We start from the raw sequence: 21,061 nt of genomic DNA, 5'->3' as shown, positions 1-21,061 counted from the left end.
CTATGGACAAGGCCTCTGCAAAAGTCGAAGCAGACACCCCCATGATGACGCAGTACCATGCCATAAAAAAGGGACATCCCGATTCCATCCTCTTTTACCGGATGGGAGACTTCTATGAAATGTTCAACGAAGACGCGCAAATCGCCTCCAAGATTCTGCAAATTGCACTGACCGCCCGCAACAAGACTCGTCCCAATCCAACACCCATGTGCGGCATTCCCTTTCATTCCGCCAACGCCTATATTTCGAAACTCATTCAGGCGGGTCGAAATGTCGCCATCTGCGAGCAGGTCGAAGATCCCAAACAGGCCAAGGGACTGGTCAAGCGTGAAGTCGTACGCATCGTCACCCCCGGAACTTTTTTAGACGATTCAAACCTCGACCCCAAAGCGCCGCACAATCTGGCGGCCGTCGCCTCCGAACCCGACGGCTTTGGACTGGCGATACTCGACATGTCCACCGGCGCCTTTAAAACCTCGGAATTCACCGGCGCGTCGGCGGAAACGCTGTTGATCGACGAATTGGAAAAACACGACCCGCGCGAAGTGGTGCTGCCCCGATCGCGCATCGACAACAACGCCGAGCGCTGGGCCGAACCTTACGCCGCCTGCATGCAGGGCGAAGAGGACTGGGCCTTCACCCGAAGCGACGCCTACCAGCGCCTGACCGAACATTTCCATTCCAATTCGCTCGAAGGCTTCGGTTGCGAACATTTCCCAAAAGCGATCTGCGCCGCCGGAGGGCTTCTGCGTTACCTGCAGGAAACGCAGAAAAACGCCCTGCCCCACGTTCGCGCCCTGTCGACCTACAATCCCAGCCAGTACATGCTGTTGGACCAATGCACGATACGCAGTCTGGAGCTGGTTCAATCCAGCGAAGGTTCGCGCAAGCGATCCCTGCTCGACGCTCTCGATCAAAGCCAGACGCCCATGGGCGCGCGCAGGATTCGCGAATGGATTCTCAAGCCGCTGATCGAAGCGAGCGCCATACAGGAGCGCCTCGACCGCGTCGCCAGCTTCCACGCCGATCCCCTGCTCCGTTCGGAGATTCGGCAGTCCTTGAAAAACATCTACGACCTCGAACGCCTGCTGGGACGACTGTCTTTGACCACAGGAAGCCCGCGCGATCTGATTTCCCTGAAATTGTCTCTCGCTGAATTTCCCAAACTGCAAAGCGCCCTGCAGGAGTTTTCCAAGGAGTCCTGGAGCGACTGGACCGAACGCTGGGACAACCTGTCCGATCTGCGCGAGCAAATCGAACGATACATTGAAGACGACCCCGCCCCCACTTTGAAAGACGGCGGCGTCATCAAAAAAGGTTGCGACGAAGCCCTGGATCGTTTGAAAGGCATCAAGGCCGAAGCCAGAACCTGGATCGCGGCGCTCGAAAACCAGGAGAAAGAAAGAACCGGCATCTCCGTCCTTAAAGTGGGCTATAACAAAATCTACGGCTATTACATCGAAATCACCAAAAAGAATCTCGACCGCGTTCCGGCGGAATACATTCGCAAGCAATCGCTGGTCAACGCCGAGCGCTTCATCTCCCCTGAGTTGAAAAAGTTTGAAGAAGAAATCAGCGGCGCCGAAGAAAAAATCGTCGCTCTGGAAACCGAACTGTTTCAAAAAATCAAAAGCGAAGTCGTGGGTCACGGAAATCGCGTCCAGAGCATGGCGGAAACGATCAGCGAAATAGACGCGCTGTGTTCGTTTGCAGAGAACGCCTCCCTGTACAATTATTGCCGCCCCGAACTGGTCGATTCGCCCCTCCTTCATGTGGAAAATGGTCGCCACCCATTGATCGAACGCCTCGACCCCACGCATCATTTCATTCCAAACGACATCCATCTCGACGGCGCCGACAAACAAATGATGATCATCACCGGCCCCAATATGGCAGGCAAGTCCACCTATTTGAGACAGGTCGCGCTCATGTCTTTGATGATGCAAATCGGCAGTTTTGTTCCCGCCGATTCCGCCCGTCTCGGCGTGGTCGACCGCATCTTTTCGCGGGTGGGCGCGCAGGATCATTTGCAAAAAGGCCAGTCCACCTTCATGGTCGAAATGAATGAAACCGCCAATATCCTGAACAACGCCAGCGACCACAGTCTCATCATTCTCGATGAAATCGGTCGCGGCACCAGCACCTTTGACGGCATCAGCATCGCATGGGCGATCGTCGAATACCTGCACAAGGGCGAACGCCCTCTTGGCCCCAAGACCCTGTTCGCCACGCATTACCACGAGCTGACCGAACTCGCATCCGAACTCGACGGCGTGCACAACTACAACGTCCTCGTCAAAGAGTGGAACGATGAAATTATTTTCCTGCGTAAAATAGCCGCCGGGGGCGCCGACAAGAGTTACGGCATTCAGGTTGCCCGTCTTGCCGGACTGCCCATCGACGTTCTTGAACGAGCGCGGGAAGTCCTCTATAATCTGGAAAGCGGCGAGTACGACGAATCGGGAGCGCCCACCATAGGGCGGTCGGACAACAAACCGCTCGATTCCAACCCGAAACAAATGGGTCTGTTCAGCGCGCCTCCGCATCCCGCTCTGAGCCGTCTCGAATCCCTGCGCCCCGACGAACTGACGCCGCGACAGGCCCTGGACGCGCTCTACGAACTCAGTCAGCTTCTCAGAAAGAACACGCCATGAATATATTAGTGACCGGAGGGGCCGGTTTCATCGGATCGCAAATCGCAGAAGCCTATCTCAAGCAAGGATTCAAGGTCGTCGTCGTCGACGATTTATCTTCAGGCAAACGCGAACAGGTTCCAGCAGGCGCCGAATTTTACCCCATGAATATTCTGGACCCTGAAATAGAAGGTCTGTTTTCCAGGCATAAAATTCAGGCGGTCAACCACCACGCCGCCCAAATTTCCGTCAATCGTTCCGTCGCCGACCCCATGTTTGACGCTAACTCCAATATTATTGGGGCTTTACATCTATTAAAAATTTCAGTAAAATCTAAAGTCGAAAAATTTGTATTTGCCTCAACGGGCGGGGCAATCTATGGCAATCAACTGCAATACCCCGCAGACGAGTCACATCGTTGCGAACCTTGCAGTCCTTACGGAATTGCCAAGCACAGCGTAGAGCATTATTTAAGATTTTTTAACGAAACTCACGGACTGCATACCGTAGCTTTACGCTACAGCAATGTGTTCGGGCCCAGGCAGGACCCGCACGGAGAAGCGGGCGTAGTCGCTATTTTCTGCAAGCGTTTGTTGAACGATCAACCCTTGCTGGTTTATGGCGACGGCGAGCAAACCCGTGATTTTGTTTTTGTAAAAGATATCGTGCGCGCCAATCAAATCGCGTTGCAGGAAGATTGCTCCGGCATCTTCAACGTCGGTACGGGAATAGAAACGACCGTCAATCATATTGCCAGGTCATTGGTTCAGTTAGCGGGTAAATCAGTAGAAATCGAACACGCTTCAGCGCGTCCGGGCGAACAATCCAGAAGCTGTATCGATCCGGGCCTGTTCAGTTCCCAGTTTGACTGGCGCCCTTCGGTGAATTTGGAGGATGGACTTTTTGAAACTTACGACTATTTTAAACAAACTGCGAACGCAAACCGCTAGCCTCCGCCAGGCGGTTCTCTTATCGGTTTGTTTGGCGTTGGCCCTGCCGCAGGGAGCTTGGGCCGCATCTCCAACGCTCGTCAACGTGGGCGTCGCCGCGAAAGGCAACCACATCACCGTCAGCGCTGTGTTGACAGACAGCTTTCCCGAAGAAGTGCTCAGCGCCATTGAATCCGGCGTGCCCATGACCTTCACCTTCAATATCGAACTTCGCAAAGACGTTGCGCTCTGGGCCGACAGTCTGGTCGGATCCAATACCGTCCATCACACGGTTCAATACGATTCTCTCAAAAAGGTATACCGCTTCACTGAAACGGGAGAGAACATCACGCGAAAACTCATGACCCGCAAACGCGAACGCTATCAGAAAATGATGGCGATGCTGGACGATATTCCGCTCGCCCCGCTCTATCGCCTGAATCCCAACGATAAATACTACATTCGGGTCAAAGCCGATCTGCATATCGACCGGTTCTGGTTTCCTTTCAACTATTTGCTATTTTTCGTTCCCTTCAATGAAATGGAAACGACCTGGGCGAGATCGTCCCTCCTGTCCCTTGACCCGGAACTGGAAGAAACTCAGGAAGCGTTCAATCCAGCAAGCGCCAAGAGCAATGCACGACCGCCGGGGGCGCTAAAACATGTCATCAAAACTTTCAACCAGTAACAGCCCCACTTTAGAAGAGCCTGCGAGTAAGAGAAGACGGGCTCGTCGCACTCTCCTCATCATTCTTGCTCTGCTGACCGGCCTGACGACGCTGGAGATTTACTTTCTCCAGAAAGACGTCAATGCGCCGATATCCAACAACATCGCAGTTCTGGCGCTGTTCAATATCATCCTGATTCTGTTGTTCCTGATGATCGTTCTGATCGTCCGTAATCTGGTCAAGCTATATAACGAGCGCAAGAGTAAAACGCTGGGTTCGCGCTTTCGCACCAAGCTCATCATCGCGTTTCTGGTGCTCGCTCTGGTTCCCTCCACCCTGCTCTTTTTTGTCGCGAGCAAGTTGTTCAGCTACAGCGTTGGTAGCTGGTTCAACATTCAGGTTGAAGAAACTCTGCACGCATCCATGGAAATTGCCAGGGAGCATTATTCGTATCTGGAAAAAAACGCTCTCTCCAAAACCAGAAAAATCGAGAGGTTCATCAATACGAACCGACTCTACCCCATAGAAAAACGCAACGAACTGCATTCGTTGATCGCTCAGAAAATGAGCGAGTACGACCTCGGCGCGATCGTCGTCTTTGACAGCGCTCCCAAAATTGTGGACTCGGAGATTCACTCATCGTTATCCTCCTCCAAGATCATCGCTCAGTTGAAAGACATCATCCTGAATTTTGGCAAAGAGGATTCCAATCTGGAGTTCCAGTCCACCACCTTGGGAAACTATCTGGCCATCGCCCTGCCCTTGACCCAGCAAGGCGAAAACGGCTTGAGAACCTGGGGTTATATCGTCACACTCAGTCCATTTTCAAGAGCGGCTCATTCAAAAATCTCCTCCATTCAAAATACCTACGAGGATTACAAAAGACAAAGTTTCCTGAAATTGCCGGTCACCGCTAATTACTACACCACCTTTCTGATGATCACTCTGCTGATCCTGTTTTCCGCGATTTGGCTGGGGATTTATATTGCCAGGGGCATCACCGTTCCGATCCAGCAGTTGGCGGAAGGCACAAGAAAAATTGCGGAAGGCGATTTGAATTTCAAGATCGACGTTCAGGTCACCGATGAAATCGGCATTCTTGTGGAATCGTTCAATAACATGACCGATGAATTGAATGAAAGTCGCGAAAAAGTCGAACAGATCAACGAAGAACTCAAGGCCGGAAACATCGAACTGGAAAGTCGGCGATCTTACATCGCATCCATCCTCGAGAACATCGGCGCGGGCGTCGTCTCTATCGACAAACGCGGACGCATCACGACCTTCAATAAAGCCGCCGAACAAATTTTAAAAGTCTCCATGCAAGAGGTTCTTGGTACGCGCTACAAGGAAACCCTATCGCCCGCTTTTCGCCTGCCTGTACGCAAGATGATCAAGGCGATGAACGGGCAACAAAAAGAATTCTGGGAAGAGCAGGTCGATCTCCGCGTTGGCGAAAATTCCCTATCTCTTCTGGTCAACATTCAAGCGCTGAAAAACCCGGGCTGGCAGTACATGGGCATCGTCATCGTATTCGAAGATCTAACGCAGATGATCAAGTCGCAGAAAATTGCCGCATGGAAAGAGGTGGCGCAAGGAATCGCGCACGAGATCAAAAATCCGCTCACCCCGATTCAACTGAACACGCAACGCCTGCGAAAGAAGTTTTACGAGGACAAAAAGGGATTCAACGAAGTGTTTGAAGAGAGCATCTCCATCATCGCGCAGGAGGTCGAGGGAATGAAAGAACTGTTGAACGAGTTCCTGCGTTTTTCGCGGATGCCAACGCCCCAACCCAAGCCGACGTCCTTGCACAAGCTCATCGAAGACGTCGCCGCCATGTACTCGGGTCACGAACGTCTCGTTAAATTCAGAAAAAACTTTGATCCCAACATCACACTGATGCAACTCGATGCGGAACAAATGCGAAGGGTGTTCATCAACCTGTTCGACAATGCTCTGGACGCCGTCGACGAGGATGGAGAAATCCATATCACCACCCGCATGACGCGCAAACCCGATAAGGTTCGTATTGAATTTTCAGACAACGGCGGCGGCATCGCGCCTCAAGATCGGGATAAATTATTCATCCCTCATTTCACGACTAAAAACAGAGGAACCGGATTGGGCCTGGCGATTGTGAACCGCATCATCGCCGACCACAATGGAATCATTCAGGTTCAGGACAATCACCCCAAGGGGACCTTGTTTCTCATCGAACTGCCCATGGTGGTAACGGTAAAAGCAAGCGCTGCGAACGAGAGCGCTTTTTCAAAAACCACATCCTTGCCGTTTTGATTGCCGCCCTTTGATTCGGGAAAAAATTGTTATAGAATAAATCCATGAGCGAAGCCATCAAATTGCACCTGAATCCAGAAATCAGCCGTCTCCTGCGACAACGTTTCAAAGACGACGAAGCCGCGCTACAAGCTTACGTTGAGGGACTGATTGAAGAATCCATTTCAAAATCCGCCGCTCCTGCCGAAGCCCCGGACAAGGCCAAAGATTCGCTTGAAGACTATCTCAATTCCGGCCCTTCTGGAAGCCGCTCCTACGGCGTTAAAGGACAGGGCTGGTAACATAGTAGCGCACCCAAAAGGAACAGAATGTCAGACGAAAAACAATTGATAGATAATGGCAACGGCACCATCACCGACCTCAAGTCCAATGTCATGTGGAAAAAAACCGATTCATTTCAGGACACCAAGAAATGGATGAACTGGTTCCGTTGTCAGGATTATGTTGAAATTTCAAACCTCGAACGCTTTGGCGGCTACGACGACTGGCGCTACCCAAACGAAGCGGAGGCTTGGGGATTGTTCGACCTGGGTAAAAAAAATACCGATAAATACGGGGATGAAATTTACCTCGACCCCATTTTCGAACCTCTCTGTGCAGGCACGACCTGGTGTCTGGATGAAAAAGGCTCCGCCGCGCTCATCGTTCAATATGAAGACGGGCAGAAAGTCTGGCCCTCCAAATACGCGAACTTCAATATGGCGGTTCGCATGGTGCGCTCACTGGGCTGAGGGCGACCCATCCAGATGAGACAAGCGTAAGGGAAAACGCACGCGGATTTTGGGTTGCTTCGGGCCCACATACTGAAACCAGTCCAAGGGCTTGAAGCGGATGCTTGCGGCCTCTGAATTCAAGATAAACAGATTGTCGCGGTTGACCCGTTTGGCAATGAGTCCCAGAATCACCAATTCGTCTTTCGGCCATTGAAAGGGGTTCAACGCCGTTTTTTGCAAATCAATCTCCACCGAACCGGAACCGCCGCCAGGCATGACAAAGCTACCCTCGGCAAAGGCTTTCTTCTGCCCCTCCACATACATTTTCCACATATAGGTCGATGAAAAATTTCTTGCGTGGGCGGTCAGAATAACCGGATCCATCAATTTGAGCATATCCGCTCCTTCGTTCCGGTAAAAGAAGAGTCCTGCGGGCGCCCATTTCATCAAATTTTCCTCAAAATTCCGCCGGCTCATCTGACGACAACGCACCTCCTCAAACACCGGCTTTTCAGCCACGCGTTTTTCCGTCAACAGGCGTTCGCGAATCTTAAGCGCTTCAGGGTGCCCCAGAAAGCAGGACATCTGCGCCGCCTGCACATCCGCCTCTTCGCCTTTGGAAGTTTCTGCGCTCTGTTTCAATAACAGCGTCAAGGCCTCATCGACCTCAGGCGAATAGGTTCGACTCGCCTCTATGACAATTTTTTTCGCTTGTTTCGAATCGCCCGAATCCAGCGCCTGTTTGAAATCTTTAGAAAAAACTTCCTTGCTACTGGAGTTTGTTGAAGACGTTGGAAAATACTCTTTACCTTCAAACAGTTTTTCTTTCATGAACTGATAACGCTCGGGATGCGTGATCTTAAAATAAGGGTAATGAATATACGCCGCCACGGAATTTGCAAAATCTTCCTGAATATTGGTACGGGAATAGGTCGGCAAATGACGCACGGAAACCGGCGCGTAACTGTTCACTCCAGGGTCGTCCAGGAAAGTGAATAGAAAACTGCCCTGGGGTCGCGCATCAAGCGGGGGCAAATTCAAAATCGTGAATTGAGAGATTGCGATCCATTCAGGGGATGCCGACAAAAACCCGTGCGTGATATCGAAGGCATGGCCCAATTCATGCTGTACGATATTCAGAAAATCTTCATTGCTCTCATAGAATAAGGGATTGTAAACTTCGACCCGAGGTTCATCGTCCGCAACGTCAATGCGATACTCCTGACCTTCCCCGTCAAAGATCGTGATGAATGTAGGAAATGTTGCGGCAGGAATGTCTTCCCCCCCTTGCGGCATGCCTTCGATTGAAAGCCGCTCCATCCTCACGAATCCGGCAAAACCCTTCATATGAAAAAACGAGCCGGGCAGTCCATCCATTGCCGTTCGCATTTTCCTGATTTCATCCGGCGTCCAGCCTCGTTCCCCATCGTGAAGCTGATAACCAAAATCCGTCTCGAAATCTTTTTTTAAGTTATTGATTTCCTCACGGTAATTTCCCTTGTACTCATAAAACTTTCGTTTGCCTTCCTCTGCGGTCGCAGAAATTGCAAACAAATGGACAATGGTAAAAACAGCCGCAACCAGTAAATGTCGAGTCATTGGGCGCCTCAAAAATTCGGTTTCATTTGATATTAGATTACCAGATTCATTATAAAAATGGAAAAATTAGAGACTCCGCTCAATCGCAAAAACTCTCTTGGAGAATAAGATAATTGTATATTCCCTGCACCTTTTTTATTAGAATCTCATCTAATTTGTTTGAACATCAACCCAATCCGTTTTTTTATGATGAAAGGAAGCAAACATGGCTAAACTCCCCGGGAGCGACGTTAAAATGATTCGGTTAAACCCCGACTGGAGCGTCGAAAAAGCGGCAAGCGTTCCCCTGGAACAAGAAAAATCTATCGACGATTTTCAAGGTAAAAGACTCATCGTGACCCTGCCTGGCGCGGGTGGTTTTTGTAATAAAGAACTGGATATGGTTAAAGACAACCTGGATCAGTTCAAAGCGGCCGGCGCCGACGAAGTTATCGTTGTCGTTGGAACCGACATTCTGACCAATGCGGGCAAAGGTCTGCCCACTCTGCTTCAGGATGTAAACATGGAATTTGCAAAATCGAATTCATTGGGACTCGATGGCGTGAAGAGCCGTTATTTGAACCGCTCCACCATCGCAGTCAATGCGGCGGGCGAGCAGGTAGCGCGCGAAGATGCAGAACTGCTGGGCTGTCGACCGCTCAACAGCCTCGTGGACGTCGCTAAAAAAGCATTTGCATAATTTGCGACTCAAAAATTGAAAAGCCTCCCGATCTTATGATTGGGAGGCTTTTTTATTTCCGCTCAGTTCGAAGTCAAACGCTACTTGAATCAATCGTTTCTATCAGGTTTTTGATTTCGCTTGTCATATCAGCCCGCCACTCTTCAAATTTTTCACGATCGAAGGCAAAATCCAGTTGCACCGCCGTCTTCCGCGCCGCTTTCATTTTCTTTTTAGCGCCGATGATCGTGTACTTCTCATCATACAAGAGCCTTTTAATCTCGGAGACCATTTCCAAATCCTTGCGCTGATACAGTCGCTGGCCCGATTTGTTCTTGGTCGGTTTGAGCACCTGGAATTCTTCCTCCCAGTAACGCAGGACATGTTGTTCCACGCCGAGATATTCGGCGACTTCTCCAATTTTATAAAATAATTTATCAGGAATCGGGTTTGTCATGTTTCGATTGATTGGCTGATATCAGCAATTGTTTGCTGGGTTTAAAAGAAAGGGATTTGCCGGGTTTGATGCGAATCGGTTGACCGGTTTTAGGGTTTCTGGCGTTCCGAGGTTTTTTCTCCCGCAAATAGAAACTGGCAAAATTCGCAATGCGCACATTCTCGCCGCGCGCCAGCCCCAGTTTGATCTCATTGAAAAGAATTTCAACGGCTTCCACCGCCTCTCGCCGGGTGAAACCGACCTTTTCGTACACGCGATCAACAAGATCTGATTTAATGATCGTATTATTTGATAGTTTCTTATCCAATGTTACAACACCCTCTGAATGGGTAAATGCTTTTGAGAACGATTCAACTGTGTTCCTTCTCATTCTGCGCCCTTGCTTCGGCGATGACCTTGGCAGACAGATGCTCTGGCACATCGTCGTAATGGTCAAATTCCACCATGAAAACGCCGCGTCCGCTTGTCATGGATCGCAAATCTGCGGCATAGTCCAATACTTCCGCCATCGGGATATGGGCGCGGATGGTTTGATTGTCTCCACTCGAATCGATGCCCAGAATTTTACCGCGCTTCGCATTCAAATCTCCCATGACGTCGCCCACATATTCGCTGGGAATGATGATCTCCATCTTCATGACCGGCTCCAGCAGGATCGGCTTGCATTCCAGAACCCCCTTTTTGAATCCCAGCGAACCGGCAATTTTAAACGCCATCTCCGAAGAGTCGACATTGTGAAACGAGCCGTCGTACAATGCAATTTTTATATCGACCATCGGGCAGTGCGCCAAAGCGCCCTCTTCCATCGCCTCATAAATCCCTTTTTCCACGGCGGGAATATACTGCTTGGGAATGGCGCCGCCCACAATCCTGTTTTCAAATTCAAAACCGCCGCCTTTGGGCAAGGGTGATATCTCAATCCAGGTGTCGCCGAACTGTCCGCGCCCGCCTGTCTGTTTTTTATACTTCCCCTGCACCTTGGTCGTCCCGCGAATGGTCTCCCTGTAGGGCACCTTGGGCGCCTTCACCTCCACATCCACGCCAAAGCGTCGGTGCATTTTTTCCAGCGAAACATCCAGATGCACCTGCCCCATTCCCGAAACGAGCAACTCGTGCGTTTGCGCGTTGCGCTCAACCTGCAGGGTCGGGTCCTCTTCCGTCAAACGCTTCAAGGCGACGCTGATTTTCTCTTCATCGCCTCGCGTTTTGGGAATCAAGGCTCTCGTAAAAACCGTGGAGGGAAAATCAATCGGAGGAAAAACAATCGGGTCGTTGGCGTCGCATAAAGTATCCCCGGTGGTCGTGACCTTCAATTTTGCGACCGCGCCGATATCTCCCGTTGAAATCTCGGGCGCCGAAATCTGCTGTTTGCCCTGCATGATAAATAACTGACCGATACGCTCCTGGGTCCCTTGCGTTGCATTGAAAATTGCCGCGTCCGCTTTCACCACGCCTGAAAAAACGCGAAACAAAGTGAGTTTGCCCGCATAGGGGTCGGCGATGGTTTTAAACACCAGGGCAGAGGCCGGAGCGCTGGGATCTGCCATGCGAGAGGTCTCCGTGTCGCCCCCCGGCTTGAGGCCAGACGCCGCCTCTCGTTGATCCGGTGATGGCAGATAGTCGTTGATCGCGTTCATTAAAATTTTGACGCCGATATTCTGAGTCGCAAGACCGCAGATCACCGGCGTCACCGTTCCGTTTGCAATTCCGTTTTTAAGTCCTTCAAAGGCTTCCTCGTCGGACAGTTCGCCTTTCTCAAGATAATGCTCCAGCAATTCATCGTCCGCTTCAGCGATCGCTTCTATCAACTCGGCGCGAATCATTTCCAGTTCGTCAGACGCTGACTCAGGCCAATCGAGCGCTTCATCGGGAGATTGGCACGCATAGAATTTTTTCTGAACGATATCCGCAACGCCGGAAAACGTGTCTCCGACGCCCACCGGAGCAAAGAGTAACGCGGGAGATACTTGAAAAGTTTTCTTGAGGGATTCGAGAATTGCGGGGATGTTGCTTCGTTCGTGGTCTACCTTGTTGATAAAAACTATTTTCCTGAGAGCCTGGTCGTCGGCCCAGCGCCATGTCTTTTCCGTAAAAAACTGAACGCCCTCATCGGCGGAAATCACTACGACCGCCCCATCAACCACACGCAGACAGGCTGGCGTGTCTGCGATAAAATTATTGTTGCCGGGCGTGTCGACCAGATTGACTTTTTTGTTTTTCCACTCGTAACATGCGACCGAGGCATTGACAGAATGCCCTCGCTTGATTTCATCCGGGTCGTAATCCATGACGGACGTCGCGTCTCCAACCTTTCCCAAGCGGTCAGACACGCCGGAATTAAATAGAATCGCTTCTGCAACTGACGTTTTGCCTGCAGCGCCGTGACCGATGACGCCCACATTCCTTATATCCTGAAGTTTATATTGTTTCATATCCCCCCCGCTGAAGATTCTGTCATTCCGTCGGTGAAGAATCCGCATCATTGCTTGGCAAGCGCGGATTTCAAGATACGCCAAATTAATATAATGTCGGGATCAAAAAGTTACGATAGCATGGCCTCCAGTTTTTTCATTCTTTGGCACACAGTAACATAAAATGAGGGGAAAAGCGTAAAAAGTCTTTTCATCTGCTTATGCTTTAAATGGATGACATATACGTCGTCACTGGCCACCCAGGCCTTCGCGGGAGACGAACTTTTAGCGCGCCCCGTCGGACTACCAATCATATCCCCGATCCGCAGACGAACGATTTTCCCCTGCGCTTTTTCCTGGATTTTGACCTCGCCTGAAACAATGATATAAAGCGATTTTGCATCGCCCTTGAGAGGGATATTCTTTTTCTTCCGACTCCAATGCTCCACCTTGCCGAAGGCTAATGATGCGATCAGGCTAGGGTGCAAAAAATCCGTAAAATGATTGCGAATTTGGTAAAAGCCATCCTGAATGGTCGGTAAATTGAACTTCTGATAAAACTTCTTGGGAATCTTCAGCACCGTCAGCGAGGACTTTGCGATCACGCTGGCCCGACGGTACGGATTGTCCGTAGAGATCGCGAGCTCGCCAAAAAATTTTCCAGCCTCATAGATAGCAAAGGGCGCTCCGTCAATCACAATTTCCGCTAACCCCTCAAGAATAACGTAAAAATCTTCGCCAAAATCATTTTGCGAAAAAACGGATTCCGCCGTCTCAAAATGTTGAACCTCGGAATTGTTCAGGATCTTCATCAACTCGCTGTCATCCAGATTTCGAAACAAGGTGATCGGCTTGATGCAGTCGATACGGCTCTCTTCAAATTCAGGGTTCGACGGGATCAGCGTGGAGATGGAACCCTCGCTTGCATAGTGATAGCGATTATCGGCGTTGGGCGGCGAATGTTGATGCACCAGAATCATTTTATCTACAACCGATTCAGGCTGGACATCCAAAGCCGATTCTTCCGTATGAAGCAGTCCGCCGCCGACGTCATGCACGATCAAATCTGCATCCCATACGAATCCAAGTATCTGGTCGCGTCGCTTTTCAGTGAAATTACCCTTCCGGTACCAGTTCTCGATCAAAGTCACGTCGTACTTCGTGTCGCCTGAATGGCTCAGGGTTTTCTCTTCGCAACCGGGTTTCGCATAACGGATTTTAAAACGCCCGGCGGGGATCGAATGCAGGGAATAATCGAAGGTCAGGTAAGTGTGCAAAAAACCCGGCATCAAAATTTCTTTATTGGGCTGGACCTCAAAAAAATCTATAAAACCTTCGATCAATTCTTTGGGAAAACAAATGATGGCTTCCAGTTTCCTCAAAAAACTTTCATAAATAATGCGCGTCGAAACGATTTTAATCCGCGCGCCGGAAAGAACTTTTTCCACCAGTCCCGCATCATGATCGGAATGCACGTGCGACAGGAAATAACAGGCGATGTCCTGCTCGGCGATACCATAATCCCAGGCCACCTGATCGAGACCGGAGAATGCGTCCACCATCATTCCCTTGCCTTCACTCCAAACGACCAGACAACTGTTGCGTCGATCTTTTGAGAAGCCCGATCCCACGCCCATAAAAGTAAGGCCCATATAGGGTTTCGATGGCGGCGTTGCCTGTTTGAACAGTTCAGGACGATCCAGATAGGTCATGTCGAGCTTGTGCGCGACTTCTTTTTTCAATATCAGTTCAAAAACTGAAGGGTCCTTTTGAGAAATCGTCAACGTATTGCGTTTGTTTTTAGAACTCGCAACTTTCACTTCCGAAGCGTCGTCGAAAAGATGAAACTCTACAATCCCTTCTATGAACGAGTCCCGGTTTTCCTCATTCGCAAGGGCAAACAAATCCATTTCTTTTTTCAGCTGAGCGCAAACCAGATAATCGTCCGTGAGCGCGTTTAAAATCCGCGCTGGATTCTTTTTAAAGTTTTTGAATTTCTTTTCAAAGATTCCCTGTATTTTTTCGCGAACCTTGTCCCGAAGCGTTTTTTCTGTCTCATGCGCCAAAAGGGATTTTCCGTACAAATTGTAAAGGGATTTACTTTTCCCAAGCGTTCTGACAAATCCGCTGAAGGGTTTTTCATCTTCTTCTGAGGAGAAATACTTTTCAGCGATGGATCGGTACTGGGCGCGCAACAAATTTTCAAATGAGGGGCCGAACAGGGTTTCATTGAGTATGATCTTGAATCGAATTTTCTGGTCGGCGTTACAATAAATATGAACTTTCTCGCGCCCCTGCTTCATGAACAAAAACGTATAGATGATGAACTCAAAATCGAACTGATTCCGCCCCTTCACAAAAGTTCGTATCGGGATCACATAATGCGAAGGCAACACCAGATCGCGACGCTTCACTTCCTTAATCAAGCCAGGAGGACAGCCAAACGCAACCGCAGGAAATCCTTTTAGATTTAAAATCCTGAAATTTTTTCCGTGGATAAATTTCAAAGCGCCTTTTTCGATCAAAGTTCTAGCGTCCTTCCTTTTTGCCTGAAAAAATCAACTTCAACGGGGTCCCTTCAAAACCAAAACGTTTCCGCAGACTGTTTGCCAAATACCGCTGATAGGAAAAATGAATTCCCTGCGGGAAGTTCACAAAGCATTTGATCAGCGGAGGCTGACTGCGTATTTGCGTCGCATAAAACATTTTGATAAATTTTCCCCGGTAACTGCTCATCGGATTTTTTGCAATCGCCTGTTCAAAACAATCGTTCAACTGAGCCGTTGGAACGCTCTTGGAATATTGAGCGTGGACTTCCTGAACCAGAGGCAACAATTTGGAAACGCCGTCTCCCGTCAACGCCGAAAGCGCGATCACAGGCGCGTAATCGAGAAACTTCAATTTCTGTTTGATCTGCTTTTCGTAAGCCGGCAAACCTTCGCCCTGCTTCTTCAATGAATCCCATTTATTCAGCACGATGATACAGCCGCGACCTTTGTCTTTGGCGTATCCGGCGATATGCGCGTCTTGATCGGTGATGCCTTCTTCGCCGTCGATAATCAGCAGAGCAATATCGCAACGATCCAGAGCCTTGAGCGCCATGATCACGGCAAACTTTTGCAAAACCTCGCGGGTCCTGCCCTTGCGCCGAATGCCTGCGGTATCGACCAGTAAATAGCTTTGTCCGTTTTCCTCAAGTCGCGTGTCGATCGCGTCGCGCGTCGCGCCCGGCGTTTCCGAAACAATACAACGCTTGGAATGCAGAAGTTGATTGATCAACGACGATTTTCCCGCGTTCGGCTTGCCGACAACGGCGATCCGTATCAGATTGGGGTCGTCGTCCTCTTCCTCCATTTCCGGCAGTAAGCCGACCACGGCATCGGCAAGATCGGCGACGCCCGTACCGTGTTCAGCGGAAATGGGGAAAACGTTATCCACCCCCAGTTCATTGAACTGATACAGATTGTCCATCGCCTTCGAGACATCGGCTTTGTTGGCGGCGACAAAAAATGATTTGCCCGCCTTACGCAAACGTTGCACCACCTCGCGATCGGGCAGAGTCAGACCCATCGTCAAATCCAAAACGACGATCACAACATCGGCCTCGGTTTCTGCAATCCGCGCCTGCTCTATCATCTGAAGTTCTATTTCGGTCTTGTGGTCGAAGTCAAAACCGCCGGTGTCGATGACATCGAAAGTTTTCCCAAGCCAGTCCGATTGACCGTACAAACGGTCTCTCGTCACTCCGGGAACGTTGTTCACAATCGACGTCTTTCGTTTTACAAGTCGATTGAACAGCGTGGACTTCCCCACATTGGCCCGGCCAACAATGGCAACGGTGGGAGCGGGCATAGGGCGCTTCTCCTGTTAAATCGTCGGCCCTTTTTCTTTTAGAAAGTCGCTGATACCCTTGGCGACGGCGCCGGCTAATAGTTTAAGATAGATCGGGTCTCGCAATCGGGATGCTTCACGGGAATGAGTGACGAATCCTACCTCGACCAAAATACTTGCCATATTGGTGTCGTGCAACACCCAGAACGGCCCTTCCTTGACGCCCAGATCCTTGACCGTCTTGTATTTTTTTCGAGCATTCTTATATAAATATTTCTGAACGCGACCCGCCAGACGCGATGAATCATTCATCTTGTTATTGCTGATCAGGTCGGCAAGAATTTGTTGCGTCTGGTCATCGGGAATCGAATACACCAGGTCTCCATTTTCCCGCGCGGCGGTCTCCTTCGCCTGTTCGCTCAGTCCCCGTCCAAGATAGTAAGTCTCGATGCCATGCGCCGCTCTTCTCTTCGCCGCGTTGGCATGGATGGAAACAAACAAATCCGCTTTCATCCGGTTCGCAATCGGACCGCGCTCTTTCAGCGGGATGAAGGTGTCGTCGTCGCGTGTCAAATGCACCCGAAGCTTGTACTCCGTCTCAAGCAGATGCTTGACCATCTTGGAAATTTTCAAATTGATTTCTTTTTCCACCAGTCCATGTCGACCCACAGCGCCAAGATCCTTTCCGCCGTGACCGGGGTCAAGCACCACCAGCGGAACCGTTTTGACCGCCGCCGGTTGCGCAAGCGGTTTCTCTGCAACCTGCTTGGGCGGAGGAATTAATTTTTCCTTCGACCGCGAGCTCGGCTTCGGAGCCGGTTTGACTAGCGCCTCGGCTACGCGAATCGGTTGGTCTTCAGGCTCCAACTGGATAATCAAACGATTGTCTTTGATGATGGATCGCGCCTGCGCCTGGCTTTCCGGGTTGAGTTCCAACACCAGACGGGCCGTGTCTGAATCGAACTGACTCCAGCGAATCGTTTTCAAATAAGGCCCTGTGTAATTGACGGGTTTTTCCAAACCCGGAGCGATTCGCGCCTTTTCGATATCGAGATACACCCGCGTCGGGTTCTCCAGACGCTTTTGCACATAGCGCGTCGGTCCGTCCATTTTCACAATGATGCGTGAATAATTCCCCTGCGTCACATAATCAATGTCCTTGATCAGATGCATGCTAGAAGACGAGGCTGGCAATGCGAGAGGCTTCGGTTGCGCAACGGGCAAGTAGGCGCTGACGGTCTTTAACTGTTTAGCGGCGTTGGCGCGTTGATCGCCTTTGGGAAATTCCTGAACGATTCGCTCGAATTCTCTGGCGGCCAGAGCGTATTGCTTTTTCTGAACATAAATGTTGCCGCGATGGTAGAGCGCGTCGTCTTTCAAGCGGTCATGCTCAAACGCCAAAACCACTTTACCGTAATAAGCCAGCGCCTGATCGAGATCGCTTTGCCGACGCGAACGCGAATACAAATCCTCGTAGAGTTGCCCTGCGGTGAACACGGCTTTGTATGCGGAATAACTCTTGGGATATTTTTCGTATACCTTCAAAAATCGATCGATACAATTGACCCACTGATCCCTCAACGCCATTTTCTCAGGCGAGCGCTTCAACTGATAAAAGGCATTGCGCGCCTGATTGTACAAACTGTCGGATGGATCCGCCGCTAGAGCAAGCGAATGTCCTTGCAGGATTGCAAACGCAAGCAGACAGATGATTATTTTAAAGGCGAAGGTATTTTTAAAAATACGGGAACGCATGAGTTTTTTTCAAGGAGTCAATTTTTGCCGATGTAAATCTAAACCGCCAACCGCCCAAAAATCCTATAACTATTTAATTTCATTGTACTTGTATTTATACCACTTTTCAAATCGAGCGTCAAGAATGGGCTTTTACAGCTTTTTTCTACATTCCGTAGACCAGTCGCTCGGCGAAATAGACAGGCAGGTCGCTTTCGGAGATTTTTTGCTGGGTGGTTTCCATCTCATAACAGAACCGGTGCAACTGAACGGTTCTCAAATCGGAGTCGTAAACAACAAATGCCGGCTCCGGATTTCCGTCCCTCGGCTGTCCCAGGCTCCCCACAGAGATGATGTATCGGCAATCCGGTTTCAGCGTAAACGGGTTATCCTGCAATGCGCTCACATTGCCCTCTGCGTCTTGCTCAAGGGTTAAGGGGCGATGCGTATGACCGACAAAACACAGGGACTGGGTGAAGGATGCAAAATTATCAGGCCCGTCTTCGACGCTGGTCAGATAATGCCATTTTTCCGGCTCATGCGGCGAAGAATGAGCCCAGCAGACATCGCCTTCGCGTTGGATACAGGGCTGATCCGTGAGGAATTGTTTGTTCTCCTCGCTCAAGCGATTGCGCGTCCACATCGTGGATTTATGAGCGTAGGGATTGAAATTAAGCGTGGAAATTTTTCCAACCGCCGCGTAATCATGGTTCCCCGATAAAAACAAATCGACATTGTCCCGGAGCCAGTCCACGACCGGGTTGGGGTCCGTTCCGTAGCCCACGCTGTCGCCCAGGAATATCAGCTTGTCGTGGCTGATTCCCCCGATGAGTTTGCGAAACGCCTCAAGCGCCTCCCAATTGGAATGGATATCTGAAAAGACAATGTATTTCATGGAAGGAGTTCATTTCAAGGTGGGTTCCATCTTTGACTGAATGCTTTTAAAGATTTTATCCAGCATCCCGTTCACAAAATCCGGAGAGTCCGCGTTGCCATACTTCTTCGAAATTTCCACCCATTCATTGATAACCGCCTTGGGGGGAACTTTTTTGAAAAACTGTAATTCGCAGGAACCCAGTCGCAAAATATTACGGTCGATGACCGCCATTCGATCCAGCGTCCAGTGTTCGCTGAACTGGTTCAAGGCGTCGTCGATGGCAGTTTGCTTGTCCAGCGCCGTGAGGACCAGTTGCTTTGCATAATCTTCAGCGTCTTCTCCGCCTGCCGCGCTGGCAAAAAACAACTCCCAATGGTTTTCCTCGGAGGTGTCGTTGAATTCTTTCTGATAGAGATACTTCAGGGCAAGTTCTCTGGAGGACCGTCTCGTTCCCATAGTCCTTATATATTCTTCAAAAGGTTGACCATTTCAATGGCGGCCATTGCGGCCTCCCATCCTTTATTACCGGACTTTCCGCCGGATCGTTCAAGCGCCTGTTCCAGATTGTCCGTCGTCAATACGCCGAAAACGACAGGTATCGACGCTGAACGCGCGAGCGCGCCAATGCCGCGAGAGGTCTCTCCCGCCACATATTCAAAATGCGGGGTTCCGCCGCGAATCACCGCGCCCAGGCAAATGACCGCGTCGAACTCGCCGGAGTCGCACATCTTCTGCGCCGCCAGCGTGATTTCGAAAGCGCCGGGCGTTTTTGCCACTTTGATCTTTTTTTCGTCCGCGCCATGACGCACCAAAGCGTCGATCGCGCCTTGCTGAAGCGCGTTGGTAATGATGTCGTTGAACCGGCTTACAACCAGTCCGAAGCGGTAGCCTTCTGCGTTGAGGCCGCCTTCAATAAATTCAACCATGATCGTCCTGTTAAGAAATATTTTTCAACAAATGCCCGAGTTTTTCCTGCTTGGTGCGCAGGTACTTCAAATTATCTTTTCTTGGATTGATTTCAATCGGCACGCGCTCGACGATGTGCAGTCCGTAGCCCTCCAGTCCAACGATCTTGCGCGGGTTGTTGGTGAGCAGGCGAATTTCGCCCAGGTTCAATTTATTCAGAATCTGCGCTCCGATGCCATACTCGCGCAAATCCGGCTTGAACCCCAACTCTTCATTGGCCTGAACCGTGTCGTGACCCTGGTCCTGCAAGGCGTAGGCCTTCAACTTGTTGATGATGCCGATGCCGCGGCCTTCCTGAAACAGATACAGAAGCACGCCGCGACCTTCCTTCTCAATCATTTCCAATGACTTGCGCAACTGCTCGCCGCAATCGCAACGAAAAGAACCGAACACGTCTCCCGTGAGACATTGCGAATGCACGCGCACCAGAGTCGGTTCTTTCGGATCGATCTCCCCCTTGACCAGCGCGACATGAATCTGGTCGACCAGCAGGTTCTTGAACACGACCGATTTGAAATCTCCATATTCCGTGGGCAGGGTGGTGGTCGCCGCCTCTTCAACCAGGGCCTCGCGTTGCAGGCGATATTCCGCCAGATCCTTGGTCGTGATCATCTTCAAACGATGCTTCTTGATGAATTTTTTAAGGTCGGGAACCCGCGCCATCGTGCCGTCGTCGTTCATGATTTCGCAGATCACGCCCGAAGGATTCAATCCCGCCAGACGCGACATGTCTACCGACGCTTCGGTCTGACCCATACGCACGAGAACGCCGCCGTCGCGGGCGCGCAAAGGAAAAATATGCCCCGGACAGACCAGATCATTTTTTGAACAGTTGGGATCAATCGCCGTCAGGATCGTGTGTGAACGGTCCGCCGCTGAAATTCCCGTCGTCACCCCCGCCCGCGCGTCTATCGAAATGGTGAACGGAGTTTCAAAGGCAGACTCGTTGGTCTTGACCATCATCTCCAGCCCCAGTTCGCGCGTTCGCTCTTCAGTGATGGCGAGACAAATCAGCCCGCGACCGTACCTGGCCATGAAATTGATGTCCTCTGGAGTCGCTTTTTCTGCGGCGATCATCAAGTCGCCTTCATTTTCCCGGTCTTCGTCATCCACAATGACGATCATTTTACCGGCGCGGACTTCTTCCAGAGCTTCTTGTATGGAACTGAACGGATCCATGGGTTCTCCTAAAATGCATTAACAAAATGACGCGCCTGCTGAAGCATCCGCCAACGATTGAGAGTCGCTATCAACGCCTGAAACCAGGGACAAAAACAAGTCGCTGGT

Annotated in this window: 18 protein-coding genes; 7 read left to right on the top strand and 11 right to left on the bottom strand. The window is 50.5% G+C overall.

The window, feature by feature from the left end:
• The first annotated feature begins 2 nt into the window (after positions 1-2).
• The 6 genes from mutS to G3M78_08770 are packed head-to-tail and all read left to right on the top strand — an operon-like array spanning position 3 to position 7,259.
• On the top strand, positions 3-2,654 hold the full coding sequence (gene mutS / locus G3M78_08795; protein QPJ65483.1) for a DNA mismatch repair protein MutS: 2,652 nt from the start codon (positions 3-5) through the stop codon (positions 2,652-2,654).
• Positions 2,651-3,583, top strand: a complete 933-nt coding sequence (locus G3M78_08790; GenBank protein ID QPJ65482.1) for an NAD-dependent epimerase/dehydratase family protein — start codon at positions 2,651-2,653, stop codon at positions 3,581-3,583. The genes mutS and G3M78_08790 overlap by 4 nt, the downstream gene beginning before the upstream one ends.
• Positions 3,537-4,250 carry a DUF4390 domain-containing protein gene (locus G3M78_08785; protein QPJ65481.1) on the top strand — a complete coding sequence of 238 codons (714 nt, stop codon included), beginning with the start codon at positions 3,537-3,539 and terminating at the stop codon, positions 4,248-4,250. The genes G3M78_08790 and G3M78_08785 overlap by 47 nt, the downstream gene beginning before the upstream one ends.
• Complete coding sequence (locus G3M78_08780) at positions 4,225-6,528, top strand: HAMP domain-containing protein (protein ID QPJ65480.1); 2,304 nt, start codon at positions 4,225-4,227, stop codon at positions 6,526-6,528. The genes G3M78_08785 and G3M78_08780 overlap by 26 nt, the downstream gene beginning before the upstream one ends.
• Positions 6,529-6,572: 44 nt before the next feature.
• A complete protein-coding gene (locus G3M78_08775; GenBank protein ID QPJ65479.1) occupies positions 6,573-6,809 on the top strand; it encodes a hypothetical protein in 237 nt (78 codons plus the stop codon).
• Between the two features lie 27 nt (positions 6,810-6,836).
• Positions 6,837-7,259 (top strand): DUF1566 domain-containing protein, encoded by a 423-nt coding sequence (locus G3M78_08770; GenBank protein ID QPJ65478.1) that lies wholly within the window; start codon positions 6,837-6,839, stop codon positions 7,257-7,259.
• Here the strand turns inward: G3M78_08770 and G3M78_08765 are convergent.
• Positions 7,248-8,840 (bottom strand): hypothetical protein, encoded by a 1,593-nt coding sequence (locus G3M78_08765; protein ID QPJ65477.1) that lies wholly within the window; start codon positions 8,838-8,840, stop codon positions 7,248-7,250. The genes G3M78_08770 and G3M78_08765 overlap by 12 nt on opposite strands.
• A 205-nt stretch (positions 8,841-9,045) precedes the next feature.
• On the opposite strand from G3M78_08765, the gene G3M78_08760 reads away from it, so the two are divergent.
• Positions 9,046-9,519 (top strand): hypothetical protein, encoded by a 474-nt coding sequence (locus G3M78_08760; protein ID QPJ65476.1) that lies wholly within the window; start codon positions 9,046-9,048, stop codon positions 9,517-9,519.
• Positions 9,520-9,592: 73 nt separating this feature from the next.
• On the opposite strand, the gene G3M78_08755 is transcribed toward G3M78_08760, so the two are convergent.
• The 10 genes from G3M78_08755 to G3M78_08710 form a co-directional block, all read right to left on the bottom strand.
• On the bottom strand, positions 9,593-9,955 hold the full coding sequence (locus G3M78_08755) for a MerR family transcriptional regulator (GenBank protein QPJ65475.1): 363 nt from the start codon (positions 9,953-9,955) through the stop codon (positions 9,593-9,595).
• Positions 9,936-10,325 carry an integration host factor subunit alpha gene (locus G3M78_08750; GenBank protein ID QPJ65474.1) on the bottom strand — a complete coding sequence of 130 codons (390 nt, stop codon included), beginning with the start codon at positions 10,323-10,325 and terminating at the stop codon, positions 9,936-9,938. The genes G3M78_08755 and G3M78_08750 overlap by 20 nt, the downstream gene beginning before the upstream one ends.
• Positions 10,306-12,387: an elongation factor G gene (fusA, locus tag G3M78_08745; protein QPJ65473.1), complete on the bottom strand. Its 2,082-nt coding sequence runs from the start codon at positions 12,385-12,387 to the stop codon at positions 10,306-10,308. The genes G3M78_08750 and fusA overlap by 20 nt, the downstream gene beginning before the upstream one ends.
• Positions 12,388-12,497: 110 nt before the next feature.
• On the bottom strand, positions 12,498-14,891 hold the full coding sequence (locus tag G3M78_08740) for a cyclic nucleotide-binding domain-containing protein (protein ID QPJ65472.1): 2,394 nt from the start codon (positions 14,889-14,891) through the stop codon (positions 12,498-12,500).
• A 4-nt stretch (positions 14,892-14,895) separates the two neighbouring features.
• Complete coding sequence (locus tag G3M78_08735; protein QPJ65471.1) at positions 14,896-16,218, bottom strand: ribosome biogenesis GTPase Der; 1,323 nt, start codon at positions 16,216-16,218, stop codon at positions 14,896-14,898.
• Positions 16,219-16,233: 15 nt separating this feature from the next.
• Positions 16,234-17,952: an AMIN domain-containing protein gene (locus tag G3M78_08730; protein QPJ65470.1), complete on the bottom strand. Its 1,719-nt coding sequence runs from the start codon at positions 17,950-17,952 to the stop codon at positions 16,234-16,236.
• Between the two features lie 145 nt (positions 17,953-18,097).
• Positions 18,098-18,826 carry a metallophosphoesterase family protein gene (locus G3M78_08725; GenBank protein ID QPJ65469.1) on the bottom strand — a complete coding sequence of 243 codons (729 nt, stop codon included), beginning with the start codon at positions 18,824-18,826 and terminating at the stop codon, positions 18,098-18,100.
• Positions 18,827-18,835: 9 nt separating this feature from the next.
• Positions 18,836-19,264, bottom strand: a complete 429-nt coding sequence (gene nusB / locus G3M78_08720) for a transcription antitermination factor NusB (GenBank protein ID QPJ65468.1) — start codon at positions 19,262-19,264, stop codon at positions 18,836-18,838.
• A gap of 5 nt (positions 19,265-19,269) precedes the next feature.
• On the bottom strand, positions 19,270-19,734 hold the full coding sequence (locus G3M78_08715; protein ID QPJ65467.1) for a 6,7-dimethyl-8-ribityllumazine synthase: 465 nt from the start codon (positions 19,732-19,734) through the stop codon (positions 19,270-19,272).
• 10 nt (positions 19,735-19,744) lie between these two features.
• Positions 19,745-20,953, bottom strand: a complete 1,209-nt coding sequence (locus G3M78_08710; protein QPJ65466.1) for a bifunctional 3,4-dihydroxy-2-butanone-4-phosphate synthase/GTP cyclohydrolase II — start codon at positions 20,951-20,953, stop codon at positions 19,745-19,747.
• Between the last annotated feature and the right edge of the window lie 108 nt (positions 20,954-21,061).

The sequence above is a fragment of the Candidatus Nitrohelix vancouverensis genome, assembly GCA_015698305.1.
Taxonomy (GTDB): domain Bacteria; phylum Nitrospinota; class Nitrospinia; order Nitrospinales; family VA-1; genus Nitrohelix; species Nitrohelix vancouverensis.
The sequence above is the reverse complement of the archived record's forward strand: the minus strand, read 5'-3'. Positions and strand labels throughout refer to the sequence as shown.